Below are 15,110 nucleotides of genomic sequence, written 5' to 3'. Positions count from 1 at the left end.
AGACGAGGTGAGAGAATGGTAGGAAGGAACGATGATCAAGTCAGGTGTTCGTTCTGTAATAAGACGCAGAATCAGGTGCGCAAGTTGATTGCAGGACCCAACGGGGCCTATATCTGTGATGAATGTATCGATGTCTGTACCGAGATTCTGGAGGAAGAATTTGAATTTGGCGACGAGCGGCAGTGGAATCCATTTTCGGATATTAATCTGTTGAAGCCTGAGGAGATCAAGGAGTTTCTGGATGAATACGTAATCGGCCAGGACGAGGCGAAAAAGGTTCTGTCGGTTGCTGTGTACAATCACTATAAGAGGATTATGGCGGGAAGGGACTTAGGAGTAGAGCTGGGAAAGAGCAATATTCTGATGCTCGGACCTACGGGCTGCGGCAAGACTCTGCTTGCCCAGACCCTTGCCCGTATCTTAGGCGTTCCCTTTGCAATCGCTGACGCCACGGCGCTTACAGAGGCAGGGTACGTGGGGGAGGATGTTGAGAACATTCTTCTGAAGATTATCCAGGCCGCAGACGGTGATATTGACCGGGCGGAGTATGGTATTATCTATATTGACGAGATTGACAAGATTACGAGAAAATCAGAGAATCCCTCTATTACTAGAGATGTGTCCGGCGAGGGTGTACAGCAGGCGCTTCTTAAGATTGTGGAGGGCACCATAGCCAATGTACCGCCACAGGGAGGCAGGAAGCATCCCCATCAGGAGTTAATCCAGATTGATACGACCAATATTCTTTTCATCTGCGGCGGCGCATTTGAAGGGATTGACAAGATTATCGAGAAGCGGATTGACCGGAAGTCTATTGGCTTTAATGTGGAGATTGGCGATAAGCATGAGAATGACGTTGACAGACTGTTAAGTCAGGTGCTGCCCCAGGATCTTGTGAAGTTTGGATTGATTCCTGAGCTGGTAGGCCGTGTTCCGGTTACGGTTGCATTGGAGATGCTGGATGAGGAGGCCCTGATTCGGATTTTGACAGAGCCCAAGAATGCCATTGTGAAGCAGTATCAAAAGATGCTTGAGCTTGATGGTGTTGATTTGACCTTTGACGAGGAGGCTCTTAAAGCGGTTGCCGAGACTTCATTAAAGAGGAAAACGGGAGCCAGAGGATTACGGGCGATTATGGAGAATATCATGATGGATATTATGTATAAAGCACCGTCAGACGATTCACTGAAGGCTTGCCGAATTACGGCAGACGCTGTGAAAGGAATTGGAGAACCGGAGTGTGAGCGTATATCAGTCAGATCCGAGAGCGCATAGAAAGCGCAGATATAAGAAAGAATAAGAGGCGGGTGCGTTTATTTGCATCCGCCGTAAGCGGAGAATCTCGCAAGCGGGATTCTTTTTCTTAATACATGAATATTTATTAGCTAAATTCTTAGAGGAGAATTGTTTATGAACAGAGAGACGATGAGTCTTCCAATGGTGGCTTTAAGAGGGATTACGATTCTGCCGGAGATGGTTCGCCATTTCGACGTCAGCCGTCCTAAGTCGGTCAAGGCAATCGAGGAGGTTGTGGAGGGAAATCAGAAGATTTTCCTGACCGCACAGAAGGATGGGGACGTGGAGGAGCCAGAGCTTACCGATGTGTACCGGACGGGATGTGTGGCGACGGTCCGTCAGATTATTAAACTGCCGAGGAAGGTAAGCAGGGTTCTGATTACAGGGGAAGAAAGGGCGTATATCAATACTATTGAATTTGAAGAACCATATTTACGGGCAAATATCACTGTGATACCGGATACGGACAGTGATACGGACCTGCCGAACACAGAGGCAATGCTTCGGGGGCTTAAGGACATTTTTAAGGAATATCTGTCAAAGAATCCCAAGCTGTCCAAAGAGCTTGCCGCTCAGATAGAGAATATCGGCGTCCTTAAAAAACTGGTGGATGTGATTGGTGCTAACGTGCCTTTTTCTTATACGGACGCACAGCAGCTTTTGGAGGAGACTGACCTGGTTAAGCGTTATGAGCTTTTGTCCTTTAAATTGATGAACGAGATTCAGATTATGAATGTGAAGGATGAGATTCAGGCAAAGGTCAAGAAGAGGGTGGACAAAAACCAGAGGGAGTATATCCTTCGGGAAGAGGCGAAGCTGATCCGAGAAGAACTTGGGGATGACAGTACTCTCTCGGACGGGGAGGAATTTCAGCAGAAGACGGATGATCTTGAGGCGTCGGAGGAGGTTAAGAAAAAGCTGAAAAAGGAGATTCGCAGATTCCAGAATACCTTGGGAAGTCAGGCGGAAAACGGCGTGATTCGCACATATATCGAGACCATGCTTGAGATGCCCTGGGATAAGGTGTGTGAGGAATCGGAGGATATTGAGTCAGCGAAGAAGATATTGGAGGAGGACCACTACGGCCTTGAGAAAGTCAAGGAAAGAGTGTTGGAGTTCCTTGCTGTCAGGACATTGACTAAGAAGGGGAATACACCCATCCTTTGTCTTGCCGGCCCTCCTGGAACGGGAAAGACCTCCATCGCCAAGTCTCTTGCAAGGGCGCTTAATAAGCCCTATGTGCGTATTTCTTTAGGAGGCGTGCGGGATGAGGCCGAGATTCGGGGACACAGAAAGACTTATGTGGGCGCCATGCCGGGAAGGATTGCAAGCGGCTTAAGGCAGGCGGAGGTGAAGAATCCTCTGATGCTCTTAGACGAGATTGATAAGGTCAGCAATGATTACAAGGGGGATACCTTCTCAGCGCTTTTGGAGGTGCTGGACAGTGAGCAGAACCGAAAGTTCCGCGACCACTATCTTGAGGTACCCGTTGATTTGTCAGAGGTATTGTTCGTCGCTACGGCCAACACCCTACAGCCAATCCCAAGACCTCTTCTGGACCGTATGGAGGTTATTGAGGTCAGCAGTTATACGGAGAATGAGAAGATGCATATCGCCACAGAGCATTTGATTCCCAAGCAGTTGGAGAAGCATGGACTGAAACCCCAACAGCTTAGCATCAGCAAGAAGGCTCTGTGGAGGATAGCCCGCAACTATACCAAGGAGGCCGGCGTACGCCAGTTGGAGAGAAAGCTTGGGGATATCTGCAGGAAGGCGGCAAGAGAGATTCTGGAAATGAAGAAGGAGTCTATCCGTGTGACGGAGCGTAATCTCTCCCACTATCTGGGCAAGGAGTTGTATATTTATCAGATGGCAAATGATTCAGATGAGGTGGGGATTGTCAGGGGACTGGCCTGGACCAGTGTAGGCGGAGATACCCTCCAGATTGAGGTAAATATCATGCCAGGGGAAGGCGAGGTGCTTTTAACCGGCCAGATGGGAGATGTGATGAAGGAGTCTGCCAGAACTGGAATCAGTTATATCCGTTCTGTCAGCAAAGAGCACAAGATTGACGAGAATTTCTTCAAAGAGCATGACATACACATCCATATACCGGAGGGCGCGGTTCCAAAGGACGGTCCGTCGGCGGGAATTACTATGGCCACGGCCATGATGTCTGCGATTACGGGAAAGAAGGCAAGGGCGGACGTTGCCATGACCGGTGAAATTACCCTGAGGGGAAGGGTGCTGCCCATCGGAGGTTTGAAGGAGAAGCTATTGGCAGCCAAGAATGCAGGTATTAAGACGGTTATTATCCCCAAGGAAAATGTATCAGACGTGGAGGAGTTGTCCCATGAGATTACCAGAGGCCTGAAGATTATTCCGGTGAGCCGCATGGACGAGGTGCTTAAAACAGCGCTGTCTGGGCGGGGCAAGACGGCGAAGGCTAAGAAATAATGAGGAAAAGACATGATTATAAAGAATGTAGATTTGGAAACCGTATGCGGAATCACCAGCAAGCTGCCGGACAATACCCTGCCGGAGATTGCATTTGCAGGCAAATCAAACGTAGGGAAATCGTCGCTGATTAATACGCTGATGAACCGGAAATCCTACGCCCGCATTTCCGCCACACCGGGGAAGACCCAGACCATTAATTTTTACAATATCAATCAGGAGTTCTACCTGGTGGACCTTCCCGGATACGGATATGCCAAGGTGTCTGAGCAGGAAAAGCAGAAATGGGGACGGATGATTGAGAGGTATCTTCATGGCTCGAAGCAGCTTCGGGCCGTGTTCCTTTTGATTGACATCCGGCATGACCCGTCGGCAAATGATAAGATGATGTATGACTGGATTGTTTCCCAGGGATATCAGCCGATTATCATTGCTACGAAGCTTGATAAGATTAAGAGAAGCCAGAAGGATAAGCAGGTCAAGGCGGTTCGGCAAGGTCTGGGGCTTTCGCAAGGAACCACGGTCATCCCATTTTCTTCGGTTACGAAGCAGGGAAGGGATGAGCTTTGGGAGCTGGCGGAGAAGGAATATCTGAATATGTGACTCAGGAGGATATTTCGTTAAAAAGAGGTGAATAATAGGTGGAGATGAATTTTAAAGAACAGATGCAGGATACCCGTCCTTACTGGAAGGTGGCGGTAAGTCTTACGTTCAGCCTGATTGGGACGGTCTTGTGCCTTTATTTTGGATACAAGCTTCTTGGCTTTTTTATGCCCTTTGTCATCGGATGGGTCATTGCGTCTATTGCAAGCCCTATGGTGAACTGGCTTGAGAAGCGGGTGAAGCTTATTAAGAAATGGGGCTCTGCGCTGATCATTATTGGTGTTTTGGGAATGGTGGGGCTGATCATTTACCTGCTTGCCAGCGCTGTCACCCGTGAGGTGGTAAGTCTGATACAGAATATGCCGGACATGTACCAGGACCTGGAATCAGGGATGGAAACCATCGGGGAGAGCTTAAACGGCATCTTTCGGCTGCTTCCGGTGGGCGTGCAGGAGGGCTGGCATACGATGATGGACAATCTGGAGAAGACCATGGGGGATATTATCGGAAAGCTCAGCGAGCCCACGGTGTCCGCGGCCGGAAGGCTTGCCAAGGGAATCCCCCCTGCCTTAATCGCAACGATTGTGACATTCATCTCAGCCTATTTCTTCATTGCCGAGCGTGAGGAGGTGCTCATGTGGGCAAAGAGAATCGCCCCTAATGCCTTGGTGAGCCGTATGACCATGGTAATGGATAACCTGAAATATGCGGTGGGGGGATATTTTAAGGCGCAGCTCAAGATTATGGTAGTGGTCTATATACTATTGCTGGTTGGATTTCTGGTACTTAAGATTCATTTTGCCTTTCTGCTGGCGTTTTTGATTGCCTTTCTGGACTTCCTTCCCTTCTTTGGGACGGGGACGGCCTTGATTCCATGGGCGGTGTATAAGTTTATGATGGGCAATTATAAGATGGTAGCAGGGCTTCTTATATTGTACGGTGTCACTCAGTTGGTGCGGCAGTTGATTCAGCCTAAGTTAGTGGGGGACAGCATGGGTTTAAAGCCCCTGGTCACGCTGTTATTGTTGTATGCCGGATATAAGGCGGGCGGAGTATTCGCGATGATCTTTGCCGTACCGGTGGGATTGATTGTGATTAACCTCTATAAAGCAGGAGCCTTTGACTATATTTTAGATGATGCAAAGATACTGATGGAAGGAATACTGAGCCTGCGAAACTAAAGGAATAACAGGATGGGAGGTAAGAGCATGGAGGAGTTGTTAAAAGAGTTCAGGGATGATCTAAAAGAGTTTCGTGAGATGACAGATAAGTTTTACGCAAAAGAAGTGACCGCAAAGGAATACAAGGGGTTCTCCGGCGGTTTCGGAAGTTATGCGCAGAAGGGCGGCAAGGCGAGTATGTTAAGGCTGCGTCTGCCGGGAGGGCGTCTTGATCGGGAAAAATTAAAGTTTATTGTTGATTCCATCGAAGATTATGGGATAGAGAAGGTGCATTTTACCACCTGCCAGACTGTACAGTTCCATAATCTCAGTGCAGAGGCTGTCTGTGAAATCATGGAGAAGGCTTTTGACGTGGGAATTATCACAAGGGGCGGAGGCGGAGATTTTCCAAGAAATGTAATGGTGTCTCCTTTATCCGGCGTGGAGGAAGGAGAATACTTTGACGTGATGCCCTATGCCCTGGCGGTTTCCGATGCTTTGTTAGGTCTGATTAAGACGGTGAGGCTTCCGAGAAAGCTTAAGGTATGCTTCTCTAACTCTCCTGCAAATGAGCCTCATGCAACCTTCCGAGACTTGGGATTCGTGGCAAGACCAAACGGAACCTTTGATGTGTACAGCGCGGGCGGGCTTGGCAACAATCCCCGTATGGGCGTCAGGGTTGCCAAGCAGATTTCGCCCTCGGATGTTCTATACTATGTGAGGGCCATGGTTGAGACCTTCGTTGCCCATGGAAATTATGAGAGCCGTGCAAAGGCGAGAACCAGATATATGCAGGAAGCCCTTGGCGTGGACGGGTATAGGAGGGCGTACCTTGAAAAACTTGAGCTGGTAAAGGCGGGAGAGGACCTGACAATCCATGTTTCTCCGTGTCCGGTTAAGAAAACCCCAAGGGGAGAGTTGTCTTCTGACGAGCTTAAGGAGTTGGGAAGCAGAGTGCTTCCTCAGAAGCAGAAGGGACTTTATGCTCTGGCCTACCACCCAATCGGAGGAGTGCCCCAGGCGTCGAAGTTTGCTGAGATTTACGAGGCAGTCAAGGATATGGAGGAGGTTGAGCTTCGTCTGGCGCCAGACGAGACGATCTATTTTATTAATCTGAATGGGGACGAGGTAAAGAAGGTCCTTTCCATTACTGCCGACAGCGCAAAGAATCTTTTCGAGACCTCCGTTGCCTGTATTGGAGCATCCATCTGCCAGGTGGGGCTTCGCGATTCACAGGGAGCTCTTTGGCAGATTATTAAGGAAGTAAGGAAGCATGATTTTGCGGATAGAGTGCTGCCGAGAATCCATATTTCCGGATGTACGTCTTCCTGCGGAACCCATCAGATTGGGACCCTTGGCTTTCACGGCGGTGTGAAGCGGGTGAATAATGTAGTTGAGCCGGCGTTTACCTTCCATGTAAATGGTTCTGACAGGGAGGGAGAGGAACGGTTCGGCCAGCAGTTGGGAATGATGCTGGAAAAAGATCTTCCTGCATTTTTTGTGGAGCTTGGACAGGCGGTTCAGGCGGAGAATACCACCTATGACCAGTGGTATGAAAAAGAGCCAAAGCGGCTTAAGAAGATTGCAGAGAAATATTTTGTTTAAATATTTGTTTAAATAATAGTGTAAAAGTTTTGATATTTTATGTTGGATGTAGTATAATGACCATATACGTGAGAAATTCTGTGTCAGTTGACGGAAGAACTGTAATTATACTATATTTAGGAGGAGGAACACATTCTGATGAAATGTCCAATATGCGGTCAGGAATTAACGCCGGGGAAAAAGGATCCAAATTATCTCTTATGTTATAATTGTAAGAAGAAGTTCAAGGTTCCCCAGAAGAAGATAGAAAAAAGCAGGGACGAGGAGGAAGATGAGGAAGAACAGACCTATTCCAACATACCTCCCAAGAAGGTGCGCAAGAAGCGGGAAGAAGAGATGCGCAAGGCCTATGACGAGATGCTTGCCGTTGGTGACGGGAAGGGGAAGAAGAAGCAGACTCCCAAGCCTAAGCGCAAGGAAGAAATCGACGATGATTATGATGACGATTATGATGACGACGATGACGATTACTATGACGACGATGATGAGAAGATGTCCAAGCTTCCGATTATCATTCTTGGTATTGCCATTGTGATTGTCGCGGCTTTGATTGTATTCGTGTTGTTAAAGTAAAAGTCTGTATTCAACTGGAATTTGTACTGCAAAATGAAGTTAGGAGTTATGATTATGAATATTGAACACTTGAATGTAAACGGAATGGAGCTTGCAGTTGTTTCCAGTGACGAGATAGTGATTATTGATACACAGTCAGCTTTAGACTTAGCGATGACCGTTAAGTATGAGACAAATGTAGCAAACATAGTAATAGATAAGAATATTATTTGCGAGGATTTCTTTATCCTTAGTACAGGCATAGCGGGTGAGATTCTCCAGAAGTTTATTAATTATCATGTGAAGGTCGCTGTTTATGGGGACTATTCACATTATACCAGTAAGCCTCTTAAGGACTTTATCTATGAGGCCAATCACGGGAAAGACTTCTTTTTCGTGGCGACCAGGGATGAGGCGATACAAAAATTGACAGAGACACAATAACAGACAGGTACAGATTCCAGTTATTTGTCTAATCTTCATTAGAAATATCAAAGTTATAGGGCAAAACCGGTGAAATGGTTTTGCCCTTTGGTGTTTTAGAGGGAACTTTTGGGGTTAAATATCAGTCGCGGGGACGGATATCGAACTCAGGGTTAATGGCGTAGAAGTTCTTGCTGTCTAAGTGATCCTGGACAATTCTTAAGGATTCACCGAAACGCTGATAGTGTACGATTTCACGTTCCCTTAAGAAACGAATTGGTTCGCATACTTCTGGGTCTTTGACAAGGCGCAGGATGTTGTCGTAGGTAGTTCTTGCTTTCTGCTCTGCTACGACCTTGTAAAGACAACAGTGGCAGGAAACCTTAGTCTGACAGATAATGTAGAGATGAAACTTGATGAAGCTGATAAGCAGGCGGCAACGATGGAAGAAAGACTTTCCCATGAAACAGTTTTCAGTAATGTCAGGAGTGCGCTACATGGAAAATAAACCTTATCAGCTTTGTTATCTGCCTAACCACAGCGCCCACACTTGATTTTTTTCTGTGCAGGGCACAAACTCCACATCATACTGCTTGAACAGTTCCATGAGCTTTGCGAAGTCCACGCTGGAACGGCTAATCCGATCCAGCTTGTAGACGATCACCCGCTTAATCAGGCCCAGCCGGATGTCCTGCAGAAGCCGCTGGAAGTCGGGGCGCTCAATGTTCTTGCCGGAGTAACCCTTGTCTTTGTATTCCTTACCCTCACCGCCTTTAAGCTCATAGCGGCAAAATTCAAACTGACTTTCAATGCTGATACTGTCTTTTTTATCAATCGACTGCTGCCCATAAATTGCATCTATTGTAACAGTTCAGCCTACCGGCTTCACTGTTACGGAATCCGCCCATTTTAAAGTTTGCCTGCGGCAAAGAGGCGGATTCCCAGCTGCTCCAATTCATTGGCTGCTAACCGCGCAGCAAGTGCGCGGTTGCAGGCTGAACTGTTACCATCTATTCTACTATCCATAATTAGCTATCTTCCGTTAAAAGGGCGGTTTGAAATTATTTTTTACACCAGAAATATGCAATGGAGTGTTCGTGATAAATATTAACAGTTGAATAATTCTTTTCCAAAAATCTATTTAAATCCGAAAAAGTCTGGAATGGAGGGGTGAACCATCCTTTGGGAGCAAGTACATTATTAACCAAAAAATCAGTTCGTTTACATTCCCCTTTAACATAAAAGCATCCAATGAACATACCACCTTTTTTCAAAACACGAAATGTTTCGCTAAAGGCTTTCTCTTTATTGGGAAAAGCATGAAAGCCATTCATTGATACTAATATATCAAACACCTGGCTTTCAAAGGGCAAATTACCAACATCGCCCTGAATACATTGAACATTTGAAATATGATGCTTTTCAAATCTTGATCTGGCTTGAACGAGCATATCTTCTGAATAATCCAAACATATTATTTGGGAAAATGGCAAAGTAGCATACTTTTCAACTGTAAACTGAGCCGTCCCAACAGGAACATCTAATAATACGCCTGAGAAGTCTTTTGGAATGATACTTAATATTTTTTGGGAGATTTCTTGATTATCTACTCCTCCCCAAAAAATATAGTTATATAATTTCGCCCACAATTTTTTTTGAGTTAATGCATCATCGTATATGTTTTTGGAGAGCTTATAAGCATTTTCAATTTTATTTGACATTTTCACACCTCCAATTCTTAAAATCAGATGCCACACTTGCGGCACCTAAAATTATAATGTAAAATCTATATGGGGTCAACTACGCCAAGGCGAAGTGTCCCAAACATATATAAAATGTGGCAGGTGGGAGCATGGGCAATAAGAGTAATAGTTTTTTATCTTTACAATCTAAGGAATGGCTGGTAAAGGCTTTACAAATTTTAATGAAAACTAAAAATTATTCTGATATTACAATTAAGGAATTAGCGCAAAAGGCCGGGGTAGATCGAAAAACTTTTTATAGGAATTTCAAGAGCAAAGAAGATGTGCTACGGTTTTATTTAGACAGGACGTGCCAGGACTATATCGATCGTTTAAACAAAGAGCATAAACTTACAACCTTGTCAATCGCAAAAGCCTTTTTTTCAACTTGTAAACAACATTCAGATTTTTTAATTCTACTTGATAAAAACAATCTTTTGCCATTATTACTGATAGCATTTGATGATTATTTGCCGATGCTACACGAAATGTTTGAGGACAAAAGAATAGATGATAATCCGGTTTATTATTCTGAATATGCGCTCTCGTTTTTTACCGGTGGATTTTGGAATATATCAATTAAATGGATTAGACGTGGTGGGAATGAAACACCTGAAGAAATGGCTCAGATCGTAGAAACCTTGATGTCATATTCCATTTAGCAAATCTTGATATTTTTTGTTTTGATTGACATTGTAAACCATATCGTATATAATGAAGAAAAAGGAGGTAGTCAAATGGCAACAACACCAACTCAGATTCGAATCGATGCCAGCATAAAACAAGAAGCTTCGGCTCTTTTCAGCCGGCTCGGACTGGATATGTCCAGTGCAGTAAATATGTTCCTGTATCAATGCGTCCTTCGCGGCGGACTTCCCTTTGCCGTGGAGATGCCAGCGTACAGCCAGAAAACCCTTGATGCTATGGCAGAAGCCCGCCGTATTTCCCGCGATCCTGACGTCAAAGGATATTCCAGTATGGAAGATTTAAAAGCGGCTCTTGATGATTGATGTACCAGGTCAAATTTACCACAGCCTATAAAAAGGCTTATAAACTCATGAAAAAACGTGGGCTGGATATCTCTTTGCTGGATGAAGTTGTCAACTTGCTGCGTCAGGGCAGGCAGCTCGAAGAACGCTATCACGACCATGGGCTGACCGGAGACCTTGCAGGTTTTCGGGAATGTCATATCAAGCCGGACTGGCTGTTAATTTATCTCATCGAAAATGATATTTTAACGCTGACCCTAATCGATACCGGTTCACACTCAGATCTTTTCAAGAAATAATGCACAGGCAGGTAATCCCATCTTTGTTGGGGTTCCTGCCTGTTACTTTTTCTGCCAGCGGCAGCTTGTGGTGAGCCGGTAGGCGAAATTTGGTACTTTGGTAGAATCTTGCTCTTAGAAAATGACGGCTTCCGGCTCCCCACTGGTGGCTTTAACAATCGTTTCATATGGCACAAGTTTAGGATTCTTCATGGAAAAGAACCTCCATTTCTTTATGCAGCATTTCTAAGGCACTGTGTATGTGATGCCACGCCGTACTCCGGCAGCGTCCGTATAGTTCCCCGATTTCCTGTTGTGTATAATGCCCGAAAAAATAAAGGTAGATGATTTCTTTCTTTTCTCCGGCAGAGAGGATAGGGCTTCGGCAAGTTCCCCGTTTGTGAGGATAACCATCTGACCGCATATCATAACCGGGTATTGCTTGTAGGGGTCTGTAAAATATTTGTCTGATGTACTGAACGGGTAAAACTTTTCTTCTGTGAGGTATTCAAAGGATATTTCCCTTTGCCGTCGTTTATCCCTGTCACGCCATGCGTTGATAGCCGCATAACGAATGACAATTCTGCAAAAGGCATTAAATGTGTATTCAATATGTTCCTTGTATGCTTCTGTGCAATTCATAAATAATCCCCCTTTTTTCCAGTTCAATATCCTGTTTCGATTTAGAAATTCAATCTTTAACTTAACATTGAATTGCACATCATTCTTTTTTTCTCTTTCAAAACAAGCAATACTGAAAGAGCCGTTGCAAGTAAATCACTGATAAGCTGTGCAAAGAAAATACCATTGATTAAAACGATGGTTCTTTTAGAACAGATTAGGACTATTGATAAGAAACGGATACGACATTATATAGGAAAGCTGAGTGAGAAGGATATGGAACAGGTTGATCGTTGCCTTGGGATTAGCTTGGATTTGAAAATTATATCAAATTAAGAAAGCATGAAAAGAGAGTTGAAAATAAAGTAAAATAATCAACTCTCTTTCATAATATAGAAGTATGTTTGCATATGTTGTAAATATATGTTAATGAGGTGAGTGGATGGCAAATGAAATAACAGTAATTTGTACAAATATTTTTAAGAACAAGGATAAAGAGGTATTTACAGAAGCATTTACTTTAAAGTGGATTGAATTGATTAATCAGTATGAAAAGAATAAGGGACAGTCAGTTCCAGTAAGATAATAGACAAACTATCCGCATGATGTTATAGTAATATTATGTAGTGATAGTTTGTTTTGTCTTCTCTGAAAGGAGAGCAAAACATGGTAAATACAAAATTAAAAGTTGCGATATATTGTCGGTTGTCAGAAGAAGATCGAAATAAACAGTCAGAGACGGACGATAGTAACAGTATTCAAAATCAGAAATCTATGTTATTGCAGTATTCGATAGAGCAAGGGTGGGAAGTTTACAATATTTATAGTGATGATGATTACACGGGTTCAGATAGAAAACGTCCGGAATTTAATAAGTTATTGACAGAAGCGAAAGAACATAAATTTGATATTATTCTATGTAAAACCCAGTCCAGATTTACAAGAGAATTAGAGTTAGTGGAAAAATATATTCACGGACTTTTCCCGATCTGGGGTATTCGTTTTGTTAGTATTGTTGATAATGCAGATACCGATAATAAGGGAAATAAAAAGTCGAGACAGATTAACGGACTTGTAAATGAGTGGTATTTGGAGGATATGTCGGAGAATATCAAAAGTGTCTTGACTGACAGACGGAAAAATGGACATCATATCGGGGCATTTGCTTTATACGGATACAAAAAAGACCCGGATGTAAAAGGTCATTTGATTATAGATGAAGAAGCTGCACAGGTCGTCAGAGAAGTTTTTAGTTTGTTTTTACAAGGGTATGGAAAGACAGCCATTGCTCGTATGCTGAATGATAGGGGAATTCCAAATCCTACGGAATACAAGCGGATTCATGGATTGCGTTATCAGCAGCCGAAAAGGAAAAACTGTACCTTATGGAAATATTTTGCCATATCAGATATGCTCAACAATGAAATCTATATCGGTAATATGGTACAGGGTAAATATGGAAGTGTTTCTTATAAGACCAAGCAGAATAAGCCCAGACCTAAGGATCAATGGTACATAGTAGAGGGGACTCATGAACCTATTATTGAACGTGAGATGTGGGAGAAAGTTCAAGCACTGATAGCTCAAAAGGTTAGACCATTTACAGAGGGAAAAGTAGGATTATTTGCAAGAAAAGCCCGCTGTATGAATTGTGGATATACAATGTCTTCTAATAAGCAAAGAGACGGCAGACGCTATTTAAGGTGTTCTAACCGTCATGTTGCTAAAGACGCTTGTATCGGTTCTTTTATCTCTGTCACGAAATTGGAACAGGCGGTGATAAAAGAACTGAATAAATTATCTACAGCTTATTTGGATAAAGACGAGTTAGAACAAAGTGTAACTTTTAACAATGATCTGCGAGGAAATAAAGAAGTTCTTCAAAAAGAAATTTCTGCTTATCAGAAGAAAATCACAGAATATATCAAGGGGATTCGTGAATTGTATTTAGATAAGGTAAAAGGAGTTATCACAGAACAGGATTATTGCGGCTTATCAAAGGATTTCTCGGAAGAAAAAGACAGGCTTGAAAAATTGGTGATAGATACGCAGAAACGACTGGATGTTCTCGAAAGAAAAATGCAGGCTGGTGATAATAGGCGTCAGTTGATTGACCAATATACAAATCTCGAACATTTAGACCGAGAAACGGTTGAAAAGCTGATTGATTATATACTGGTGGGCAAAAAAGACCCTGTAACGAAAGAAGTGCCTGTTGAAATACATTGGAATTTCTAAGGTTCTCATATCTGGTGTAATTATATATCAGATATGGAGAATCGTCTCTTAAAACTCAAATGTTGTACTTACAAAATCGTACCATCTGCTGCCATATCCTCATGTATATCCGTAATGGGGTCGCCCTTGGACTGGAAATAAGTTGCTGTCCAGGGCGCGCCGCTTGCCGCCTGCGGCCAGAGGGCAAGGGTGTGGTCTACATAGTATTTGTCGAAGCCGGACTTCTCCAGTTCTTCAGGTGTTAAGTTGCGTGTAAGCTGGTGGACGATGGCGCAGATCATCTCCATATGGGCCAGCTCCTCTGTACCAATATCCGTCAGTATCCCCGTCACCTCCTTATAAGGCATGGTATACCTCTGTGACAGATACCGCATAGAAGCCGCCAGCTCTCCGTCTGGCCCGCCAAATTGAGTAATAATCACCTGCGCAATCTTTGGATTCGTCTGTGTAATCTTTACAGGGTGCTGTAATCGTTTCTCATAATTCCACATATACTAGCATCCTCCTTCCTGCCAGGGCCATGGCTCGTTAATCCAACACCAGTATTCAGCAGGGGTGCAGGCTGTATCCAGTGTCAGCGGTCCATAATATTTTGCATACTCCTTAAGCGCCTGAACACGCTGCTTTTTGAATTCCTCGAAATATTCCAGGGCGTCTTCATTGCATGGATGGGTATCCAGAAACAGTTTCACATCGTCAACTGCAAAGCTGACTACATTAATCCATTCTAATAATTCGCCGCGGTTTGGTTTGTTCTCCGTCATCTGCAACAACCTCCCATCCCCATACCTTTGAAGGGTTTATCTAATTCCTCGAAAATAGTCCCCTTATGAAATCCTTTTTCTGCTTCGTATAGATTCCGCCATTCCTGCCACGGAACGTAGGCCATAGCCAGCGGCATACCGTTTAACTCGTCGTATTCGGCATTGTCATCGCAGCATACCGGTTCGGCTGCAGGCTGGCAGGGCGCAACAGGCTGAGGCATGGGAGCCGGAGTTGGGGCAGGCCTACCGCAGCCATTTCGCCGCATGTAATCTGATGTGTTGAAGCGATAGTTCGGCATATGTGTTGCTCCTTTCATAGAACGTTTGCAATAACATAGTATGGAAAATTCAGAAAGTGGTGCGTGTTTTCCTTCGTTTGAAG

16 protein-coding genes and 4 pseudogenes are annotated in these 15,110 nt (G+C 44.2%); 13 read left to right on the top strand and 7 right to left on the bottom strand.

Going from position 1 to position 15,110, the window contains the following annotated elements; all coding sequences use genetic code 11:
- The first annotated feature begins 15 nt into the window (after nt 1-15).
- From clpX to GN277_RS16220, 7 genes are all read left to right on the top strand, one after another.
- The gene (gene clpX / locus GN277_RS16250) at nt 16-1,275 is read left to right on the top strand and encodes an ATP-dependent Clp protease ATP-binding subunit ClpX (RefSeq protein WP_159751922.1); all 1,260 of its coding nucleotides are present in this window, start codon (nt 16-18) and stop codon (nt 1,273-1,275) included.
- 135 nt (nt 1,276-1,410) lie between these two features.
- Entirely contained in the window at nt 1,411-3,753 is a 2,343-nt protein-coding gene (lon, locus tag GN277_RS16245) for an endopeptidase La (protein ID WP_159751921.1), read from the top strand.
- Nucleotides 3,754-3,765: 12 nt separating this feature from the next.
- Complete coding sequence (yihA, locus tag GN277_RS16240) at nt 3,766-4,356, top strand: ribosome biogenesis GTP-binding protein YihA/YsxC (protein ID WP_159751920.1); 591 nt, start codon at nt 3,766-3,768, stop codon at nt 4,354-4,356.
- Between the two features lie 62 nt (nt 4,357-4,418).
- Nucleotides 4,419-5,537: a sporulation integral membrane protein YtvI gene (gene ytvI, locus GN277_RS16235; protein ID WP_159756846.1), complete on the top strand. Its 1,119-nt coding sequence runs from the start codon at nt 4,419-4,421 to the stop codon at nt 5,535-5,537.
- Nucleotides 5,538-5,564: 27 nt separating this feature from the next.
- Nucleotides 5,565-7,121, top strand: a complete 1,557-nt coding sequence (locus GN277_RS16230; RefSeq protein WP_159751919.1) for a nitrite/sulfite reductase — start codon at nt 5,565-5,567, stop codon at nt 7,119-7,121.
- A gap of 138 nt (nt 7,122-7,259) precedes the next feature.
- Complete coding sequence (locus GN277_RS16225; RefSeq protein ID WP_159751918.1) at nt 7,260-7,694, top strand: hypothetical protein; 435 nt, start codon at nt 7,260-7,262, stop codon at nt 7,692-7,694.
- A 54-nt stretch (nt 7,695-7,748) separates the two neighbouring features.
- Nucleotides 7,749-8,117, top strand: a complete 369-nt coding sequence (locus GN277_RS16220) for a DUF4180 domain-containing protein (RefSeq protein ID WP_159751917.1) — start codon at nt 7,749-7,751, stop codon at nt 8,115-8,117.
- A gap of 121 nt (nt 8,118-8,238) precedes the next feature.
- Here the strand turns inward: GN277_RS16220 and GN277_RS16215 are convergent.
- The 3 genes and pseudogenes from GN277_RS16215 to GN277_RS16200 all read right to left on the bottom strand — a co-directional run.
- Nucleotides 8,239-8,451 (bottom strand): annotated as a pseudogene (locus GN277_RS16215) (manganese catalase family protein); the annotation flags it as partial.
- Between the two features lie 201 nt (nt 8,452-8,652).
- Nucleotides 8,653-8,958, bottom strand: a pseudogene (locus GN277_RS16205) (recombinase family protein); the annotation flags it as partial.
- Between the two features lie 199 nt (nt 8,959-9,157).
- Entirely contained in the window at nt 9,158-9,817 is a 660-nt protein-coding gene (locus GN277_RS16200) for a class I SAM-dependent methyltransferase (RefSeq protein WP_159751916.1), read from the bottom strand.
- Nucleotides 9,818-9,948: 131 nt separating this feature from the next.
- Here GN277_RS16200 and GN277_RS16195 point away from each other — a divergent pair, with 131 nt between their 5' ends.
- From GN277_RS16195 to GN277_RS16185, 3 genes are all read left to right on the top strand, one after another.
- Nucleotides 9,949-10,500, top strand: a complete 552-nt coding sequence (locus GN277_RS16195; protein ID WP_159751915.1) for a TetR/AcrR family transcriptional regulator — start codon at nt 9,949-9,951, stop codon at nt 10,498-10,500.
- A gap of 75 nt (nt 10,501-10,575) precedes the next feature.
- Nucleotides 10,576-10,848 (top strand): type II toxin-antitoxin system RelB/DinJ family antitoxin, encoded by a 273-nt coding sequence (locus GN277_RS16190; protein WP_004069026.1) that lies wholly within the window; start codon nt 10,576-10,578, stop codon nt 10,846-10,848.
- Entirely contained in the window at nt 10,848-11,126 is a 279-nt protein-coding gene (locus GN277_RS16185) for a type II toxin-antitoxin system YafQ family toxin (RefSeq protein ID WP_159751914.1), read from the top strand. The genes GN277_RS16190 and GN277_RS16185 overlap by 1 nt, the downstream gene beginning before the upstream one ends.
- Nucleotides 11,127-11,304: 178 nt before the next feature.
- On the opposite strand, the pseudogene GN277_RS32175 reads toward GN277_RS16185, so the two are convergent.
- Nucleotides 11,305-11,747 (bottom strand): annotated as a pseudogene (locus tag GN277_RS32175) (RNA polymerase sigma factor).
- 72 nt (nt 11,748-11,819) lie between these two features.
- Here GN277_RS32175 and GN277_RS32170 point away from each other — a divergent pair.
- From GN277_RS32170 to GN277_RS16165, 3 genes are all read left to right on the top strand, one after another.
- Nucleotides 11,820-12,062 carry a type II toxin-antitoxin system PemK/MazF family toxin gene (locus tag GN277_RS32170; RefSeq protein WP_322101260.1) on the top strand — a complete coding sequence of 81 codons (243 nt, stop codon included), beginning with the start codon at nt 11,820-11,822 and terminating at the stop codon, nt 12,060-12,062.
- Nucleotides 12,063-12,168: 106 nt separating this feature from the next.
- Nucleotides 12,169-12,312: a hypothetical protein gene (locus tag GN277_RS29495; RefSeq protein WP_204162757.1), complete on the top strand. Its 144-nt coding sequence runs from the start codon at nt 12,169-12,171 to the stop codon at nt 12,310-12,312.
- 80 nt (nt 12,313-12,392) lie between these two features.
- Nucleotides 12,393-13,964, top strand: a complete 1,572-nt coding sequence (locus tag GN277_RS16165; protein ID WP_159751913.1) for a recombinase family protein — start codon at nt 12,393-12,395, stop codon at nt 13,962-13,964.
- An 83-nt stretch (nt 13,965-14,047) separates the two neighbouring features.
- On the opposite strand, the pseudogene GN277_RS16160 reads toward GN277_RS16165, so the two are convergent.
- The 3 genes and pseudogenes from GN277_RS16160 to GN277_RS16150 form a co-directional block, all read right to left on the bottom strand.
- Nucleotides 14,048-14,455, bottom strand: a pseudogene (locus tag GN277_RS16160) (manganese catalase family protein); the annotation flags it as partial.
- 3 nt (nt 14,456-14,458) lie between these two features.
- The gene (locus GN277_RS16155; protein ID WP_159751912.1) at nt 14,459-14,728 is read right to left on the bottom strand and encodes a spore coat protein CotJB; all 270 of its coding nucleotides are present in this window, start codon (nt 14,726-14,728) and stop codon (nt 14,459-14,461) included.
- On the bottom strand, nt 14,725-15,027 hold the full coding sequence (locus tag GN277_RS16150) for a spore coat associated protein CotJA (RefSeq protein ID WP_244324743.1): 303 nt from the start codon (nt 15,025-15,027) through the stop codon (nt 14,725-14,727). The genes GN277_RS16155 and GN277_RS16150 overlap by 4 nt, the downstream gene beginning before the upstream one ends.
- Nucleotides 15,028-15,110 lie beyond the last annotated feature (83 nt).

It is taken from the genome of Sporofaciens musculi, assembly GCF_009830285.1.
GTDB lineage: Bacteria > Bacillota > Clostridia > Lachnospirales > Lachnospiraceae > Sporofaciens > Sporofaciens musculi.
Note: the sequence above shows the minus strand (reverse complement) of the source record. Positions and strands in the feature narration are given on the sequence as shown.